Annotated in this window: 13 protein-coding genes and 2 pseudogenes; 2 read left to right on the top strand and 13 right to left on the bottom strand. The window is 66.9% G+C overall.

Features of this window, described 5'->3' with window-relative positions:
• Positions 1–12 precede the first annotated feature (12 nt).
• The 10 genes from MQH31_RS07820 to MQH31_RS07775 all read right to left on the bottom strand — a co-directional run bounded on the left by MQH31_RS07820 (position 13) and on the right by MQH31_RS07775 (position 11,034).
• Positions 13–2,472 (bottom strand): DEAD/DEAH box helicase, encoded by a 2,460-nt coding sequence (locus tag MQH31_RS07820; RefSeq protein ID WP_243011528.1) that lies wholly within the window; start codon positions 2,470–2,472, stop codon positions 13–15.
• A 9-nt stretch (positions 2,473–2,481) separates the two neighbouring features.
• Complete coding sequence (gene tatC / locus MQH31_RS07815) at positions 2,482–3,234, bottom strand: twin-arginine translocase subunit TatC (RefSeq protein WP_134531839.1); 753 nt, start codon at positions 3,232–3,234, stop codon at positions 2,482–2,484.
• Positions 3,235–3,293: 59 nt separating this feature from the next.
• A complete protein-coding gene (tatA, locus tag MQH31_RS20615; protein ID WP_134446564.1) occupies positions 3,294–3,515 on the bottom strand; it encodes a twin-arginine translocase TatA/TatE family subunit in 222 nt (73 codons plus the stop codon).
• On the bottom strand, positions 3,508–3,870 hold the full coding sequence (locus tag MQH31_RS07805; RefSeq protein ID WP_134531840.1) for a hypothetical protein: 363 nt from the start codon (positions 3,868–3,870) through the stop codon (positions 3,508–3,510). The genes tatA and MQH31_RS07805 overlap by 8 nt, the downstream gene beginning before the upstream one ends.
• A 3-nt stretch (positions 3,871–3,873) precedes the next feature.
• Positions 3,874–4,884: a helix-turn-helix transcriptional regulator gene (locus tag MQH31_RS07800; RefSeq protein ID WP_243011527.1), complete on the bottom strand. Its 1,011-nt coding sequence runs from the start codon at positions 4,882–4,884 to the stop codon at positions 3,874–3,876.
• Positions 4,881–5,924, bottom strand: coding sequence for a helix-turn-helix transcriptional regulator (locus tag MQH31_RS07795; protein ID WP_243011526.1), 1,044 nt, complete (start codon positions 5,922–5,924; stop codon positions 4,881–4,883). The genes MQH31_RS07800 and MQH31_RS07795 overlap by 4 nt, the downstream gene beginning before the upstream one ends.
• Positions 5,925–6,005: 81 nt before the next feature.
• The gene (locus MQH31_RS07790) at positions 6,006–7,715 is read right to left on the bottom strand and encodes an HNH endonuclease signature motif containing protein (RefSeq protein WP_243011525.1); all 1,710 of its coding nucleotides are present in this window, start codon (positions 7,713–7,715) and stop codon (positions 6,006–6,008) included.
• Positions 7,716–8,081: 366 nt separating this feature from the next.
• Positions 8,082–9,050 carry an FKBP-type peptidyl-prolyl cis-trans isomerase gene (locus MQH31_RS07785; RefSeq protein ID WP_243011524.1) on the bottom strand — a complete coding sequence of 323 codons (969 nt, stop codon included), beginning with the start codon at positions 9,048–9,050 and terminating at the stop codon, positions 8,082–8,084.
• Between the two features lie 86 nt (positions 9,051–9,136).
• Positions 9,137–10,288 (bottom strand): tRNA (adenine-N1)-methyltransferase, encoded by a 1,152-nt coding sequence (locus MQH31_RS07780; protein WP_243011523.1) that lies wholly within the window; start codon positions 10,286–10,288, stop codon positions 9,137–9,139.
• Positions 10,285–11,034 carry an HAD family hydrolase gene (locus MQH31_RS07775; protein ID WP_308196432.1) on the bottom strand — a complete coding sequence of 250 codons (750 nt, stop codon included), beginning with the start codon at positions 11,032–11,034 and terminating at the stop codon, positions 10,285–10,287. Before MQH31_RS07775 ends, MQH31_RS07780 begins: the two co-directional genes overlap by 4 nt.
• An 81-nt stretch (positions 11,035–11,115) precedes the next feature.
• Here MQH31_RS07775 and MQH31_RS07770 point away from each other — a divergent pair, with 81 nt between their 5' ends.
• Positions 11,116–12,066, top strand: coding sequence for a PAC2 family protein (locus tag MQH31_RS07770; RefSeq protein ID WP_134531845.1), 951 nt, complete (start codon positions 11,116–11,118; stop codon positions 12,064–12,066).
• A gap of 181 nt (positions 12,067–12,247) precedes the next feature.
• Here the strand turns inward: MQH31_RS07770 and MQH31_RS07765 are convergent.
• Positions 12,248–13,793: pseudogene (locus MQH31_RS07765) on the bottom strand (IS1182 family transposase).
• Positions 13,794–14,638: 845 nt separating this feature from the next.
• Positions 14,639–15,232 (bottom strand): hypothetical protein, encoded by a 594-nt coding sequence (locus MQH31_RS07760; RefSeq protein WP_243011522.1) that lies wholly within the window; start codon positions 15,230–15,232, stop codon positions 14,639–14,641.
• Between the two features lie 466 nt (positions 15,233–15,698).
• Here MQH31_RS07760 and MQH31_RS07755 point away from each other — a divergent pair.
• Positions 15,699–16,988, top strand: a pseudogene (locus MQH31_RS07755) (IS256 family transposase).
• Positions 16,989–17,058: 70 nt separating this feature from the next.
• Here the strand turns inward: MQH31_RS07755 and mshC are convergent.
• Positions 17,059–18,354, bottom strand: coding sequence for a cysteine--1-D-myo-inosityl 2-amino-2-deoxy-alpha-D-glucopyranoside ligase (gene mshC, locus MQH31_RS07750; protein WP_243011521.1), 1,296 nt, complete (start codon positions 18,352–18,354; stop codon positions 17,059–17,061).
• Positions 18,355–18,360 lie beyond the last annotated feature (6 nt).

The raw sequence follows: 18,360 nt of genomic DNA, 5'->3' as shown, positions 1-18,360 counted from the left end.
CACTCGCACGGCCTAGGCGAACGAGGAGTAGGCGACGATGCCGCGCCGAATGGCGTCGAGCGCGATCCGGGCGGTCGTGCCGACCGGAGCATCGGCGACGACGGACAGCTGGTCGAGGAGATCGATGGTCTGCTTGGTCCAGCGCACGAAGTCCCCCGCGGCCATCTCGGCCTCGTCGAGGACGTCGATGAGCGAACCGTCCCTGGCCCACTTCCACATGGCGAGGGAGAGCCCGACCGCGAGCGGGTTGCTGCCCGGCAGCTGGTGGTCGCGTTCGAGGTCGTCGAGGCGGCTCCAGAGCTCCTGGGTGTCGTGCAGGGCGGCCCGGAACGGTCCCCGGGGCAGGTACCGCTCGTCGATGAGCCCTTCCTCGCGCCGCGGCTCGAAGACGAGGGCGCAGGCCATCGCGGCGAGTCCGGCCGGGTCGAGGTCGTTCCACAGCCCGCGGCGGAGGGACTCGGCGACGAGCAGGTCCCTGTCGGCGTAGATCCGCCGAAGGATGAGGCCGCTCTCGCTCAGCGTCACCGCGCCGGCCTGGTCTTCGAGCAGGTAGCCGTAACCGAGCAGGACCTCGGTGACACGGTCGAAGACGCGCGCGACGGCACCGGTGCGGGTCGTGATCTGTTTCGTGAGCGCATCCGTCTCTCGACGCAGTTTCCACCAGCGCTGCGCCCAGCGGGCGTGCGACTCGCGTTCGGGACAGTTGTGGCACGGATGCGCGCGGAGCCGCTTGCGAAGGCTCGCAAGTTCGCGCTGGCGACGTTCCTTCGCAGCGCGGGCGCCGGTCTCCCCCGTGAGCGTCTCGCGCTCGACCTCGGTGAGCCGGCGACGGATCGCCGAGTACTCGGTGAAGTCGCCGAGGTGGCAGACCATCGAGGCGGCGAAGCCCGTGAGGGATTCCTCCTGCTGGCGCACGGCCCTGGCCATGTCGACGACGGCGCGGTCGGCCTGGAACTGGGCGAACGAGGATTCCAAGACCGTGCGGGTGCGGTCACGGCCGAACTGGTCGATCAGGTTCACGGCCATGTTGTATGTCGGCTTGAAGCTCGAGTTGAGCGGGTACGTGCGGCGGGACGCGAGTGAGGCGACGGTCTGAGGGTCGAGCCCGGAGGCCCACTGGATCACCGAGTGGCCTTCGACGTCGATGCCGCGCCGGCCGGCGCGTCCGGTGAGCTGGGTGTACTCCCCCGGCGTGATCGGCACGCGGGCCTCGCCGTTGAACTTTTCGAGCTTGTCGAGGACGACGGTTCGCGCGGGCATGTTGATGCCGAGGGCGAGCGTCTCCGTCGCGAAGACCGCCTTGACGAGCTTCTTCTGGAAGAGCTCCTCGACGACCTCCTTGAAGGCGGGCAGCATGCCGGCGTGGTGGGCGGCGACGCCGCGTTCGAGGCCATCGAGCCACTCGAAGTAGCCGAGCACGCCGAGGTCCTCGTCGAGCAGGGTGCGGCAGCGTTCGTCCACGATCGCGCGGATCTCGGCGCGTTCGGCGGCATCGGTCAGGCGGACACCCGCCCGCAGGACCTGGTTGACCGCCTGGTCGCAGCCGACCCGGCTGAAGATGAAGAAGATCGCCGGGAGGAGGTGCTTGCCGCCGAGGAGGCGGACGATCTCGGCGCGGTCCATCCTGCCCGGCTCGAAGGTCGACCGTGGGGGTTGCGACCGACCGCGGTTGCCCCCGCGCCGGTCTCCCTGGCGGTCAGTGACGCCACGGCCGGCGCCCTGGGCCAGGCGGACCAGTTCCGGGTTCACCCGGTGGGTTCCCGCGGCTCCCGCGGAGTCGAACAGGTCGAGCATCTTGCTCTTGACGAGTACGTGCTGTTCGAGGGGCACCGGGCGTTCCTCGGAAACGATGACGTCGGTCTCGCCGCGGACGGCCTGCAGCCAGTCGCCGAACTCCTCCGCGTTGGACACGGTCGCGCTCAGCGACACCATCCGCACGTTCTGGGGCAGGTGGATGATGACTTCTTCCCAGACGGCGCCGCGGAACCGGTCGGCGAGGAAGTGCACTTCGTCGAGGACCACGAAGGCGAGGTTGGTGAGGAGGTCCGAGTCCGCGTAGAGCATGTTGCGCAGTACCTCTGTCGTCATGACGACGATGCGGGCCTGCGGGTTCACGTTGGTGTCGCCGGTGAGGAGTCCGACTTCGTCTGCCCCGTACTCGGCGACGAGTTCCTGGAACTTCTGGTTGCTGAGCGCCTTCATCGGCGCGGTGTAGAAGACCTTCTTGGTCGACTGCTTCATCGCGAGGTAGATCGCGAACTCCGCGATCAGGGTCTTGCCCGCGCCGGTCGGGGCCGCGACGAGGACGCTGTTGCCGTCCTCGAGCGAGGCGCAGGCGGCGATTTGGAAGGGGTCGAGGTCGAACCGGAGGCCGGCGCGGAAAGCGGAGAGCCGCGGGCGGCTCGCCCGGTCACGTGCCGCTGCGAAGCGTTCGGCGGGCGTCGGCTCGGCCGGGGTCTGGAGAGAGGTCATGGGAGACGCCTAGAGCGCCAGCTCCTGTTCGAAGGCGAGGGCGCGCCGGGCGGCACGCCGGTCATGCAGGAGGGCGACCCCGTACGCGGCGAAGTACAGCACCACCATCGGAATGGCGAGGAGGAACATCGACACGACGTCGGCTGCGGGGGTCGCGATCGCGGTGAAGAGGATGATGACGAGGATGGCGACCCGCCAGGACTTGATGATCGACGTCGCGCTGATCACCCCCGCGAAGTTCAGCAGCACGATGAAGACGGGCAGGACGAACGCGATCCCGATCGCGACGACGAGCTTGAGCACGAAGTCGAAGTAGCTCTGGGCGGTGATGAGCGCGGCATCCTGTGACGGTGCGAAGCCCGTCATGAGCTCGACGACGTGCGGAAGCACGTAGAAGCCGGCGGCGCAGCCCGCCAGGAACAGCGGTACCGCAGTGAAGAAGAAGCCGAAGGTGTAGCGCTTCTCGGTGCGGGTCAATCCCGGCATCAGGAAGGCGAAGACCTGGTACAGCCACATCGGGCTCGAGATGACGATTCCCACGTAGACGGAGATCTTGAGCTTGAGGTCGAAGGCGCTCGTGATGTCCGGGTAGTTCAGCTGTGCGCTACGCCCCTGTGCGGACGCGATCGTGTAGATCGGCTCCCTGAGGGCGTTCCAGACGAAATCGGACAGGAAATAGCCGATCACGGCGCCGACGAGGATTCCGGCGGCGGCAAGGAACAGGCGTTTCCGCAGCTCGAGAAGGTGCTGTCCGAGGGACATCTTCCCGTCAGGGGCCGTGCGCCGAGTCGTGCGCCGAGGAGTGCGCCCAGGCACGGAGGTTACGGCTTTGTCGTCGGATCGGGCGCGTCGGCTCCCGGGGCGGAGTCCGTCCCCGGTGCGCTCTTCGTCTCAGCGGGCTCGTCGCTGCGGATCTCGCTCTTGAAGATCTTCATCGACTGGCCAAGGCTGCGCGCGAGCGCGGGAAGCTTGGGCGCACCGAAGAGCAACAGAACGATGACAAGGATGATCAGGAAGTGCCATCCGGTCAGGTTGTTAAGCATGAGGGTGTGTCCTCTTCATCGGTGGGTCAGGTCTGACGATCGGACCGTGTTGCAATAGCTTACCTCTGGCAATCCGACGATCCCGCCGTTCCTGCCTTCGACGTTCCCGAGCGGTGCGTTGCAGGTCGACGGTCCTGGCGAGCTCGTTCCAGTCCGCGAAGATCGCGGGACGCCGCGGCGGCTCCGTCTCCTCCTCCGGGTCCGCGTCGAGCGCTCCCACGAGGTCACCGAGCGCACCGACGGCATCCGCGAGCACCATGAGCTTCCGGAACAGCAGCACGGCGAACCAGGCCAGCATTCCGAGCAGGACAAGCACCAGCCCGGTCCAGATCAGCACCCAGCTCCACCACGGCATCGGCTACTCCCCCGGCCCTGCCGCTGCGGCGGATGCCGCAGGCTCCGGATAGCGCGCCGCACCGGCATCCGCCCACGCGCGCACGATCTCGCGAGCGGCAGCGGGCTCGACGACGGTGACGACCCCGGAGAGACCCGCGACGAGGCGTTTGAGCGCGTGATAGTGCGAGACACGCAGCGTCGCCCTGACCCGGTCACCGGCGAGTTGCTGGACCGGGCGGCCAGACAGGTAGTCGCCCAGGAGCGGCAGCGCGCCGGCCGCGAGCTCGACGACCACGTCGAGGTCGGATTCGGAGCCCTGGAACAGGGCGTCGGGCAGGATCAGGTCTTCGGTGCGGCTCGTCACGGGGCGGTCGGTGGCGGTGAGCGTACTCATCCGGTCGAGCCGGAAGGTCCGGACGGCGCCGCGCAGGTGGCACCAGCCGCGCAGGTACCAGTCCCGGTCGACGGATTCGACGCGGAGCGGGTCGACGTAGCGTTCTTCCTGACCGCCGCGGGCGTTCAGGTAGTCGAACCGGACCTGGACGCCGGTCTGCAGGGCGGACTGGATGACGGAGATCGCCGTTCCCGAGGCGCTCGCGGACACGGCGAGCTGGCTCGGCGCGGCGGTAGCGCTCCGGGTGAGCTTGGCCATCAGTGATGCGATCGCATCCCGGTCTGCGTTCTCGGGAAGCGAGGAGAGGTACTGCAGGCCGGCGATGAGCGCGGCCGCCTCGCGTGCGGAGAACCGGGGGGAATCCTCGATCGCGACGAGATGGGTCAACACGATCGTGTCGTCGGACTCGAACTGGCCCCACTCGATGTCGAAGAGATCCCCGGGCAGGTACTGGCTCGTGTCGCCGGGCACCCCGGAGACGGCGATCAGGGTGACCGCGTCGCGTACCCGCTCGGGCGTGACACCGAAGTGCGCGGCGACGTCGGTGACGCTGATGCCGTCGTGGTCGATGAGATACGGGACGAGCGAGAGCAGGAAGGTGAGCTTGTCTGGGGCGCCGAGCGGCACGCGGGGGCTCATGAGCGAGCCTCGAGCGGCTCGAGGAGTTCGTGGTGTTCGTGGGCGTCGCGGACGAGGAGGAGTCGGTCGAGCACGGCGTCCCGGAGGGCCGGCGGGGAGAGCACGAGCACCTCTGGCCCGAACCCGGCGAGTTCGTCCGCGAGGATGTTCAGGTCGGTGTAGTGCAGGACGAGCGCTCCGGTCGGCTCGGCGCCGAGGGCATCCGCTGCCCGCTTGCCGAGGCGGACGGCGGCATCGGTGCCCGGGAGGACCTCGATCTCAGCGACGTTGGCCGTGAAAAGGGCGTCGAGTTCAGCGAGGGCGGCCTGGCCGGCATCCGGCCCGGATTCGGGTGCGATCAGGTCCGGGACGACCGTGACCGGTCCGACGATGCGGGAGAGCAGGAAGGTACGGGTGGCACCGGCGTCGAGGTCGGTGCCGAACAGGTGCCAGCGGCTCTCGTGCTGGACGACGGCGCGCGGCGCCACCTTCCGGCGCCGCGGGGCCGCCTCGCCCGGCTTGAGGTACAGGAACGAGACCACGTGCGCGCGGTCCATGGCCTTGCTGAGCGGCTCGAAGGAGGCGTCGCGGACCCGGAGGGTCGGGGCATACCCGAGCACGGGGTCGCCGTCCGCTCCCCCGAGCGCGTTGAGCTTGGTCAGGGCGCGCCGGGACTCCGCCGAGAGCGAGCCCTCCTTCCACACGGTTGCGGCAAGTTTGAGCAGCATCAGTTCGTCGCCGGAGAACGATACGTCCGTCGGAAGTTCGTAGAGGCCCTTGGGGATCCGGTAGCGCAGATTGCGGTTGTTCCCTGGATCCTCGGGCTGTTCGACGGTCTCGAGCGGGATCCCGAGTTCGCGGATGTCGTCCTTGTCCCGCTCGAACTGCCGTTCTAGGCTCGCATTGTCGCCGCTGTGCACGTAACGCTGCCGGTAGCCCTGAACAGTCGACAGGATGTCGGCCTTCGTCAGGCCGATTTCGGTCGCTATCAGTGCCAGCACGAGGCTGAACAGGCGTTCTTCAACCGTGATGCGGTTGATCGGTTCGGGGGTGGTCGACACGCTGTGAGTCTAACCGAGCCCCGGTAGCACCCCCGTGTCGAGCAGTGAGAAGCGGATGCGCCACGTTGCCCGTGTCCCCGGTCAGTCGCGGTTGGGTGGTCCGGTGAGGACCTGATGGGCGCGGTGCCGGTTCGGTGGCCGCCAGAGTCGTTGCGGGTCGATCAGTCCGGGGGCCCGCACTTGTGGTGAGCCCTTCACCATCCGGATTTCCCACCCCGAGGTGTCGATCGTGTGGTGATGGAACCAACACAACAGGACCCCGTTGTCGACATTCGTCGGGCCGTCTTTCGCCCACGGCTTCACATGGTGTACCTCGGCCCAGTGCGCGGGGGCCTTGCAGCCGGGGATGATGCACCCGCCGTCCCGGGCGGTGATCGCCCGCCGCTGCGCCCGGTTGAAATACCGCCGTTCCGGGCCGAGCTTGAGGACCTGGTTGTTGGCCCCGAACAGCACCCCTTGGAAGCCGCCGTCGCAGATGCGCTGGTGCACCGTCTTCAGCGACACCGGGGCTTCGACGCCGTCGATCCACCCCACCCCGACCCCGCTCGCGAGGTCGGCGGCGTTCACGTGCACCATCACCGTGGGAGCCGACCCGCCCATGCTGGGCGTGTCCTGGTCGCGGGCGGCGTGTTCGATCAACGCCCGGAGGATGTCCGCGCGTTTCTCCCCGCTGGTGCGGGTGTCCTGGCGGCGTTCCCGCAGCTCGGCCTCGATCACGTCCAGCTCCGGGCCCGTGCCGGCGTCGCCTGCGGTTTCGGCGCCGGGGATCATCTGCCCCGAATCCATCAGCGCCTGTTCCTCCTCGGTCGGGAATGCGGGCCGGGCGTGGAAGCTGAGGAAGGCGTCGAAGAGGGTGTTCATCATTCCGAACAGTTCCGGCGTCACCCCACCCTTCACCGGATACAACCCGTTCTTGAGCTGTCCGAAGCCGATGTTCGACTTCGCCTCGAACACATCCTCCTGCGGGAGCACCCCGTCCGGGTCCAGGGCCGCCTGCCACTGGAGCACCATGCCGCGGATCAGATCCGCAGCCGCGGGGACCCCGGCGCCGGCGAGGTTCTCGGTTTCCGGGGTGATCAAACCGGCCGCCGTGGCGACCAAAGCCCGCTCCGCCGTCAGCAAGTCATCCGGCGCCACCCGGTGACTGATCGTCTGCAGCCCCGTGACGATCAGCTCCGCGGTCTCCACCCCGATCTCCCCCGCCGTCAGCGCGGCGCCAACGGCCGGGAACAACGGCGGCAACCAGCTGCTCCCACCGCACGGCCGCGGCAACACCGCGTCCCCGAGCTTCGTCCTCCGCTTCACTTCCCTGGCCGACACCCGCGTCACCCGGGTCAGGACGTCCCAGGGGCCCGTGCAGCCCATCCTCCAGGCCAGCCCGTCCCGGCCGAGCACCCGCGCCCGCCGATCCACGTCCGTCGCCGTGTTGACCCGGGCGGCGTCCACCGTCCGCCCAATCGCCTCCACTTCCTTCAACGCCGTGACCGCTTCCGCATCACTGAGCAACCCAACGGGGATCGCGGCCAGGGCCTCCGCGAGAACCGAACGCGCTGCAGCGAGCCGGGCGACAGCATCCGCATGCACCGACGCAACCGAGCCGGCCAGCCCCTCGGCGCCCTCGAAACCCTCGGCGACCGCGACCGGATGGGCCGACTCGACCTGCCCGACCGAAGACCCAACCGGATGAGCCGACTCGACCTGCTGGCCGCCCACCGTGGTGGGGTGATCCCCCGCGGCCCCGGAATCGGGTGTCTGCGGGGTGTGTGACTGTGGGTCCGAAGCTCCTGCCATACCCCGATTCTACCCCGAATCGAACACGAATGCGAGGCTTGCTCACTTACTTTTGGGCTTCTCATCTCGAGATTCATACCTGACAGCGAGTGTGTCCGCACTCGTGGTGCCGAATTCAGGAGATGCGCCCGGGCGAGCAACAGCGGCCCGCGGACCAGTGCGGCCGATCCCGACCTGCAGCAGGCATCTCCTGAATTCGGCACACTGACGCGGCCAGACGCACCGCGGGGTCATGGCCCGAGATTCGTGGGGCATCCGAACCGCACCGTGCCGATGCGGCGAGAATACGGGACAGGCGCCCGAAAACACGCGTCACCCCCCGCTCTCGAGAACGGAGGGTGACGTGTGCAGCAGTTGAGGGCGGGGTTAGCCGATGCCGAGGATGTCGATGACGAAGACGAGGGTCGAGCCGGCGGGGATGGTTCCCTGCGCTGAGTCTCCGTAGCCCTTCGCCGGCGGGATCACGGTGAGGATCTGCGAACCCACGGTCTGGCCGATGATCGCCGTCGCGAACCCGGGGACGACGCCGCCCTGGGTCTTCGAGCCGTCGACCGCGAGCAGTTGCGCGGGCGCACCCTTCGTCCAGCTGGAGTCGAAGACTTTCTTGTCCGCCCAGAGGACGCCGGTGTAGTGCACGGTGACCTTGTCGCCCTCCTTGACAGTGTCGCCGGTTCCCTTCTTCAGGACGGCGAGCTGGAGGTCTGCCGGCGGCGTGCCGCCCGGAATCGTGATGCCGGGGGTGCCGTTGGCGTCGAGGACGACCGCGGGAAGGCCGTTCACCGGGGTCTGGTCGGCACCGTTGGCCCGGAGCAGGTAGGTCTTCACGACGTCGATAACGAAGACCAGCGAGTCCGTCGCGGAGATCCCGAGGGTGGGGTTGCCGCCCTGCGGTCCGAACGCGTCATCCGGGGAGACGACGACGGCGACACGCGAGCCGGCCTGGGCGCAGGCGAGCCCGTCCGTGATGCCCTTGATGGTCTGGTCGTTGAGCGTGAGCACGTTCGCGCTCGTGCTGTCGTACTTGCTGACCTGGATCGGCGAGCCTGTCGTCCCGTTGTAGACGTTCAGTTCGATTTTCGCCTGCTGCCCGGTGACGAGCTTGTCTCCGGACCCGGGCACGATGACCCGGCCCTGGGTCGACGTCGTCATGAGTGGCGTCGGGATGTCGACCTTCGGGACGGCTCCGAAGTTGTCGCTGACGGAGACGAGCTTCGAGGCGGCGCCATCGCTGATGGGGGCGACGCAGCTCGACGCGGCATCCGCGCTGCTGCTGCACCCGGTGAGGGCGGCAAGCAGCAGGCTGGCAGTCGCGATGAGGGCAGAAGCTCTACGCACAGGATCTCATTTCAGTGTGGGAAATTCAGCGTGCGGCGCCGTCTGGTCGCCGGGAGTCGAGAGGCCGAACACGGCCGGAGCCTATCCTAACCGGCGTCGGCTGCGCTGTCGGCAGCACCGCTGATCGCGGCGTCGGTCGCAGTCTGGGCGGTTCCGGGCAACTCAGCGGGTGCGGCGACGACCGGGCCGCGCCCGTCGAGGCCTCTGGCCTTGGAGATGGCCGCACCGGTCTCCGCGATCCTGACCCGCTTGCGCATGACCTTGCCGCTCACGCTGCGTTCGCCGAGTGCGCCCGGGGTCCAGGCCTCGACATCCGCATCCGAGAAGTCGGTCTTGGAGGGTCGGCGCTTGAGCTCGGGCAGGATCGTGTCGGGGGCGAGACGCCGTGCCGTGATCAGGAACCCGGTGTGGCCGATCATGCGGTGGTCCGGGCGGACCGCGAGACCCTCGACGTGCCAGCCGCGCACCATGGTCTCGTTCGAATCCGGGTTCGTGTAGAACCCGGTTCCCCGGATGGCCTCGGCCACCCGGGAGAGCTGGGTCACGGTCGCGACGTAGCAGAGGAGCACGCCGCCGGGCTTGAGGGCGGCGGAGACGGCCTCGAGGCATTCCCAGGGGGCGAGCATGTCGAGCACGACCCGGTCGGCCGTCTGATCCGGGACCGCGGACGGCAGTGCGTCCGCAAGGTCGCCGAGGGTGATCGTCCAGTTCGTGGGGTCGGCGCCGAGGAACGTGGCGACGTTGTCCCTCGCGACGTCGGCGAACTCGGCCCGGCGTTCGAAGGATGCGAGGTGGCCGGCCGGCCCGATCGCGCGGAGCAGCCAGAGGGACAGCGCTCCGGAGCCCACCCCGGCTTCGACGACCGTCGCACCGGGGAAGATGTCCGCCTGGGCGAGGATCTGGGCCGCATCCTTGGGGTAGATGATCGCGGCTCCCCGCGGCATCGACATCACGAAGTCGTTGAGCAGCGGGCGCAGCGCGAGGTGCTCGACGCCGACGTTGTTCACGACGACGGATGCATCGGGCAGGCCGATGATGTCGTCGTGCGCAAGGATTCCCCTGTGGGTGTGGAAGACCTTGCCCGGCTCGAGGGTGATCGTGTTGAGCTTGTTCTTGGGGCCGGTCAGCTGCACCCGGTCGCCGACCCGGAAGGGTCCGCTGCTCTGGATCACCTGGGTGTACTCGCCGTTCGGGGTGATGCCGGTTCCGGTGTCGCTCGTGCTGTCAGTGTCGTTCATGCGTGGGTGTCGTCCTCGTTCGGATGCGGGCCGGAACCGGGCCGCGCGGGTGCCGCGGCGGCGCCAGCGCGCCGTTCGGCAAAGACAGTGTGGACGCCGGCGAGCGTGCGTCCGTTCAGGGTCGGCCACAGCTCGTACCGGGCGCTCGCCTCGATTTCGATCATGTGCGGAACCGCGATGACCACGGCGCCGGAGGCGACGGCCGCCGCAATGCCGGGCAGGGAGTCTTCGACGGCGACACAATCGGCGGGCGTGACGCCGAGCAACCGGGCGGCCGACAGGTAGGCCTCGGGGTGCGGCTTGCTCTGGACGACCATGTCACCGGCGACGATCGCGTCGAAGGCGGCGAATCCAACCTGGTCGGACACCTGCTGCGCCATCCGGTGCTCCGACATGGTCACGAGGGCCATGGGGATGCCCGCGGCCTTGACCTCGGTCATGAGCTCGAGGGCGCCGGGACGCCAGGGGGCGCCGAACTCACCGAGGAGGCCCTGGACCCGCGTGGTCAGCCGGTCGACGATCGCCTCGGCGCCAAGGCGGACGCCGCGGTCCTGCAGGATGGCCGCGGAGTTCAGCAGGCCACTGCCGACGAGAAGCATGCAATCGCTGTGCGTCCAGACCCCGCCGAAGCTCTCGACGAGCTCGGTTTCGGCGCGCATCCAGTACGGTTCCGAGTCGACGATCGTGCCGTCCATATCCCACAGCACGGCCGCGGGCAGGGGCGAATTCGGACGGAACGGGTTCACAGGGTCCAAGTGTAAGGGGCACCGCTTATCCTTGACTGACGGTGCTTTTCCGGGCGCCCCGGCAGATCGAGGTTTCACGCAGTGACAGATGGCAATGGATTCCTGGGCGGACGCCTCCTCGTGGTGGCGTTTGCGGGCTGGAACGACGCGGGTGAGGCTGCGACCGGTGCCGTGGGCATCCTCAGGGACCTCCTCGACGTCTCCTCCCTCTTCGAAGTGGACCCCGAGGTCTACTTCGATTACCAGTTCAACCGGCCGACGATCTCCACGGATGACGAGGGTCACCGCCAGCTCGAATGGCCCGGCGCGACCCTGTTCGGCCCCGCGGAGCCGGGTGTCGTCGGAGAGCCACTCGCCGATGACGCGCAGCTGCGCGTGAGCGGCAGCAACGCCGGCAACATTTACCTCCTGCTCGGCACGGAGCCGAGCCGCAGCTGGAAGGGGTTCACCGCAGAGGTGCTCGACGCGGCCCTCGCGGCGGACATCGGCGGGATCGTCTTCCTCGGCGCCATGCTCGCAGACGTGCCGCACACCCGTCCGATCTCCATTTTCGTCTCCAGCGAGAACCCCGAGGTGCGCAGCGAGCTGCAGATCGAGCGCAGCAGCTACGAAGGCCCGGTCGGCATCCTCAGCGTTCTCTCGCACGCGGCCGAACTGGTCGGCATCCCGACCCTCTCGATTTGGGCGTCGGTCCCCCACTATGTACACAACGCGCCGTCACCGAAGGCGATGCTCGCCCTGATCGACAAGCTCGAGGAGATCATCGACGTGGTCATCCCGCGCGGCGACCTCGTCACCGAGGCCGACGAATGGCAGACCGGCATCGACACCCTCGCGGCAGACGACGAGGAGATGGCGGCGTACATCAACCAGCTCGAACAGGCGAGGGATACGGTCGACTCGCCGGAGGCGAGCGGCGAGGCGATCGCGCAGGAGTTCGAGAAGTATCTCCGCAAGCGCGGAGACGGCCGCGACGGTCAGGCCGGGCGCGCAGACGGTCGTCCGGGACCGGACGGGCCACGTCAGCCGTAACCCTTCGGGGCTAGGAGCCTGCTGAATAGTTGTTGTTCAGCGGCACTGAGGAGTTTGAATTTCAGTCGTTCGTCGAGGGGCGAGCGTGGCGGATCGTTGTCGCGGTGATTCGATGCGGTCCGGCGGCCGATCGTGGGTCGGGCGTGCGCCGTGAGGGGCCCGGTTGGTTGGGCTCTGGCCGTCAGGCCAGGGCCCAACTGCCGTTCTCTGTGGTGAGTCCGAGGCTCAGGAGCCGTTTCAGGTTTACTGAGGCTGCGCGGAGCGTCCACCAGGCGTGGTTCTTGGTAACGCCGCGGTAGGGAACTCGTCTCGCGCCGCGGGTCATCCACGCGATCGAGCGTTCAACCATGGGCCGGTGCTGCCGATAAACGGCTTGGAAGCCCGGGTCCTGGGCGCGGGCCCGGTGCTCGCGTTGGATCTGGTGTTGCGGGTGCAACTCGAGTTTGCGGCCGCCGACGGCTGTCGTGCACTGGGCCCGGAGCGCGCAGCCGGTGCAGGCGGCACCGAACGTGACGCGTCGTTTGGGGCTGATTGGCCGGGTGAGTCCGGCCGGGCAGGTGACCGTTCCCGCGGCTTCGTCAACGGTGTAGTCATCGATCGTGAAGCCGCCCGGGACCGCCCGGCTCAACGGCATCGGCTTGATGATCGGAACGTGCCCTGCCGCGGTGACTTCAGCCAGAAGATCACCACTGCCATAGGCAGAATCCGCGAGGACCTCGACCGGGTCGGACCCGATACTCGTGTCCGCGGTGATCAGCTCCGCGCCGCGGGCCGCGTCACTGTTCTCAGCCCCGGAGGCTTTCGTTAACGCGGCCGCGGTCACCAGACCGGTGTCGGGCTCGATCGCGACGTGGGCTTTGAACCCGTCTTGCTTCTTCTCCCGGCTCTTATGCGCGTGCCGGGTGTCGGGGTCAACGGTCGAGATCACCCGGTCCGGGGCGACCTTCCGGGCGATCCGCCACCGCCCGTCGGTGCCATCGGAGCCCTCAGCCGGTTCCACGTCCTGCCCCGCGACCAGGGCCAATAACGCGACCGTTTCTTGCTGCGGCTCGGACAACGACGCCGTGTCGAGGCCCGCGAGCAGTGTCAGGGCGTCGGTCACGAGGCGGGAGACGAGATCATCCCGGGCCGCTTTATCGTCCCACGCGATGTCGGGTTTGCCCGGCTTCTGATAGTCATGGCCGGGCAGGCCGGCCACGATCACGTCGGCGCCCGGGACCTCCCGGCCGACCTGCGCGACCAACTGCGTGACCGTGTCCTGGCGGGCGACCGCGTCGTCCAGGATCGTCGAGTCCAACGCCCGCCGCTTCCTGCCCGAGAGCGCCGGACTGGTTAATGACTTCGGACACGGCCTCGAAAATACGGTGCGGGCGGGTGCTGGCCGCCAGGCGTCGCCGCCAATACGTCAACACCGTCGGATGGAACGAGGCCTCCGTCAATCCGAACCCGCACGCCGCTTTCCACCGCAGATCGAACGTGACCGCTTCGGCCGTTTCCCGGTCCGATAACGAGTGCAACGTCTGCAACACGAGAACGGACGCGATCACATCCGCCGGGACCGATGGGCGGCCCCTGCCCGAGGGAAACAAATCCGCGAACGCCTCATCGGGGAACAACTCGTGCCGGTGCTCCGCGAGGAACGCGAACACCGACCCGACCGGCAACATATGCCCCGCGAACGCCCCAACATCAAACAACTGACGCTGACCATCATCACGACCCTGCATAAATCAAGTCTTAAACACGCAGATGGAATCCGCTCGCAGGCACGCCTTAAACGCCCAGATAAATCAGCAGGCTCCTAGGACGGCGCACCCGTAAGACGCTAGATATTGACAGTGTCACCCAGATTTGAAAGGTCAGTAGATGGCGAGACTTCGAGCGCTTCTATTCCCCGGGCTCGCAGTATCTCATCTACACAATCACGAGACGCCGCGACAATCGTGCTGTCATAGTCAATTTCCGAGACCACAAACCAGGCATGGTCCGCAGGCCACCAAAGGTTGGCACGCCGGTCCGCTGGCCAGGGCTCGAACGACTGGTTGGCGTCTTCGATTGAACCTTGAAAGAGTCCCATCACACGATTCGGTATCTCAAACGTTGGGATCTTGGATCCCAACGGAGCCCCACCCCAACCTTCCCACAACCCATAGAAACAGTCGCTAGGTGTGCCTGTATGGTCCGCCAAGATTTGTGTGAGGCGTCGGGCGGGTTCAGAGGGCAAGGATCCAACCATCGGCTCATCAGGGCGATCCCAGGACTCGCTGACAGCAGACCGGGAAATGCTCTCCCATTGCATAGCGGGATGTGAGATTCGCCCAAATCTCGCGGCGATGTCACTCCAGAGCACCGGCGGCTCATCGTCGCCATTGGTCGTCCGGAGAGGGTGAAATATCCTCGCGTACGCGGGGTAGGCGGCGGGTACGAGGTTCTTCACCGTGGATCCGAAGGTACTCATTCCCGCCACCACCCACTCCGCAGGCCGTGAAGTCGATGAAGGTTTCACGTGTTCACTCCATTGCTTCTCTCATCGTCTTTCGGCCATTGGATTCCAGGTCAGTGCTTCAAGGTCTCAGCCAGTCCACGTGGCCGAGAATTCCTTGATCACAACGTACTCATCGTCAGATTCTTGGCTCATCCTGCTCTGAGTCGAGCAATTGATGGGTTTAGTGGCACCGGTAGCTTCCACGCTCTGAACGCGGGGACTGTAGCCGGAAGGGAATGTGATGGTGCCGTAACCCACGCCCCAATACGTACCGTTCGCGCATGACGTGTTCGCATTCGAGTCCTTGTAGACCGCGTTCACCGCTTGTGCCCACCCGTTTGCAGACTTGGTTCCTCGGAGCCCGGTTTCGGAGTAGATCTTGTCGACTGACGAAGTGCAGAGAATGTCCGAAGACACGTTGATGGTCCCGTTCACATGGCCGGAATTGTGCGGGTAGTGAACCGCCAGATGGCATGTGATGACCGAACCGCCGGGCCCCGTCGCTGCCTGGGCGGGTGCCGCTCCGACGAACCCCATTCCCACCAACGTCAGGCAAGCGATTCCGATTGCTTGAATCTTGCGTGAAAGCTTCATTGTTCCCCCAATAAATGATTGTGCATCACCGTGCTGACCCCATTGCACGTTCTCGCGCTGATCGAACGATTGACTATTGCGTGCCATTCTTCTTCGCAGAAAACACATCAAATTGAGAAGAAATAGCTCCTAGCGGTAGAGACGCTTCTCACGAAACAACTAGGTAGTCATGACCAATGCTGCGAGCCAGCTTGTTCTCACTCTCGAGGTGCTAACGGCAAATGTCGACAAGATCTGGTAAACGGAAATGCCCCCGTTCAGGTGGCTCAAGCCGTCCAAAGGTATCTCGATAGAGAAAGCACCACACGCACTTAACAGGTGGTACCGCGTATCCCCGGTAACTGTTCTTGGTGTCGGGGTCAGCGCTCGTGCCCGTCACGATCGCGACCGCGGTCGCGATCCCGGTTCTCCGTAGCCGGCCGATCGTTGGCCTTTTTCAATTCCTCAGCCGTGCTAGCCCGGCCGCCCACACCAGACTTTCGCAGCTGCTCACGGTCACGCTCGGCCGGGACTATACGATTTTCAGTGTAACTCCTAACAATGGAGGTGCCTGATGACTGATGTGATTCTTGACGTGGTGGAGGACGAGGCCGTGGCGACGGTGAAGCATGAGGACGTGGTGGACGGCCGACTCGTTGACCAGCTGGTCGGGCGGGCCCGGGAACAGGGTCTCGCGCTGACGGGCGAGAAAGGGTTGCTGGGCCAGCTGACGAAGATGGTCCTGGAATCCGCGCTCGAGGGCGAGATCACCGATCACCTCGGCGACGAGAAGCACGAGAGGTCCGGGTCAGCCTCGAACGCACGGAACGGATCCCGGACGAAAACGGTCCTGACGGATATCGGCCCGGTCCCGATCGAGGTGCCTCGCGAACGGGACGGTTCGTTCGAGCCGCAGATCGTGCGCAAGCACCAGCGGCGCCTGACCGGGGTGGACGAGCTCGTCTTGTCGCTGTCCGCGCGCGGGCTGACTCACGGTGATATCAGCGCTCACCTGGCCGAGGTGTATGGGGCCGAGGTGTCCAAGACGACGATCTCCACGATCACCGATCGGGTGCTCGAGGGCATGACGGAATGGCAGAACCGGCCTCTTGACCCGGTGTATCCGGTGATTTTCATCGACGCGATCCACGTCAAGGTCCGCGACGGGCAGGTCGCGAACCGGCCGATCTACGTGGCCCTGGCCGTGACGATCGAGGGTAACCGCGACATCCTCGGGCTCTGGGCCGGGGATGGTGGCGAGGGAGCGAAGTACTGGCTGCAGGTGTTGACCGAGATCAAGAACCGGGGCGTCCGGGACGTGTGCATGGTCGTCTGCGACGGGCTGAAAGGCCTCCCGGACTCGATCGGGGCCGTGTGGCCCGAAGCGATCACCCAGACCTGCGTCGTGCACTTGTTGCGGGCCAGTTTCCGTTACGCCGCACGGCAGGACTGGGACAAGATCGCGAAAGCCCTGAAGCCGGTCTATACCGCCGCGACCGTCGACGCGGCCGAGGAACGCTTCCTCGAGTTCGGCGAGGTCTGGGGGAAGAAATACCGCGCGATCGTTCGGATGTGGGAATCGAGCTGGGCCGAGTTCGTACCCTTCCTACAGTTCGACGCCGAGATCCGGCGGGTCATCTGCACGACGAACGCGATCGAGTCCGTCAACGCGAGGATCCGCAAAGCCGTCCGCGCCCGCGGCCACTTCCCCAACGAGCTAGCCGCCCTGAAATGCGTGTACCTGGCCGTGATGAGCCTGGACTCCACCGGCTAAGGACGAGCTCGCTGGACCCAACGATGGAAGGCAGCCCTCAACGCCTTCGACATCACCTTCAACGGCCGACTCTCCATCCGCGACAACTAAAAAACCAAACCCAGTTACACCGAAAACTTGACAGACCCCGCCTTAAACGACCAGATAACTCAGCAGGCCCCTAGAGCGTGATACCCAGCAGAGCGTCGATCGCGAGGGCCACGAGCTCGGGCTCAGCCGAGCCGGCCTCGGCGGCAGCGTCGAGAATCCGCAGAACGGCCGGAGTGTCCAGGTCGTTGACGAGGGCCGCACGCAGCGCGGCGACGACCTCGTCCGCCTTGGCGGCGGCATCCGGTTCACCGTTCGAATCGTCGGTTGCGCGGCCGAACGCACGCGTCCAGGCTTCGAGGCGCGCCTCGGCGGCGGAGAGCGCGGCGGCGGTCCACTCCCAGTCGCTGCGATAGTGCTGCGCGAGCAGGGCCAGGCGGATGGCCCGAGGGTCGGTGCCCCCGGCGCGCAGGGCGGACACGAGCACGAGGTTTCCGAGCGACTTGCTCATCTTCTCGCCCTGGTAGGCGACCATGCCGGTGTGGCTGTACACGCCGGCGAGCGGATGCCCCGAGAGGGCGGCCGCATGGCCACCGCTCATGTCGTGGTGCGGGAAGATCAGGTCGGAGCCGCCGCCTTGGACGGTGAAGTCCGTGCCCAGTTCTTTGAGCGCGATCACGGAACATTCGATGTGCCAGCCGGGGCGGCCGGCGCCGACACGGGAGTCCCAGGCCGGTTCCCCCACCCGGGCGGCACGCCAGAGCAGCGGGTCAAGGGCGTCGCGCTTTCCCGCGCGGTCGGGGTCGCCGCCGCGCTCGGCGAAGAGAGCCAGCATCTGGGCGCGGTCGAGGTTGCTCTCGTCGCCGAGACGCCAGGGCGCGACGCGTTCAGCGGCAGCGATGTCGAAGTAGATGTCGGAGCCGGCCGACTCGGCCGGGCCGGCGGTGTCGGAGAGCTCGGCGGCGTCGACGGCGACGGCGTAGGCGAGGCCGTCATCCCAGAGCTGGGCGACCGCGTCGGCGACCTCCTCGATGACCTCGGTCACGGCGACGTAATTGTCAGGGGGAAGGATGTCGAGCGCTTCCATGTCGGCGCGGAACAGGTCGACCTGGGATGCTGCGAGGTCGCGCCAGTCGACGCCCGTGGCCGTCGCCCGCTCCAGGAGCGGGTCGTCGACATCCGTCACGTTCTGGGCGTAGTGCACGCGGTAGCCGGCATCGAGCCAGACCCGCTGCAGGGTGTCGAAGGCGAGGTAGGTGTTCGCGTGGCCGATGTGCGTCGCGTCGTACGGGGTGATCCCACAGACGTAGAGCCGGGCGACGTCGACCGGTTCGGCGAGCACGAGGGCTTCCGTCGCGGTGTCGTACAGGCGAGGTGCTTCGGAGTTTCCCGGGAGGACGGGGATGTCGGGGTGTCGCCAGGCGCGCATTCGGGG

It is taken from the genome of Cryobacterium zhongshanensis, from assembly GCF_022760445.1.
Classification (GTDB): Bacteria; Actinomycetota; Actinomycetes; order Actinomycetales; family Microbacteriaceae; genus Cryobacterium; species Cryobacterium algoricola.
The sequence above is the reverse complement of the archived record's forward strand: the minus strand, read 5'-3'. Positions and strand labels throughout refer to the sequence as shown.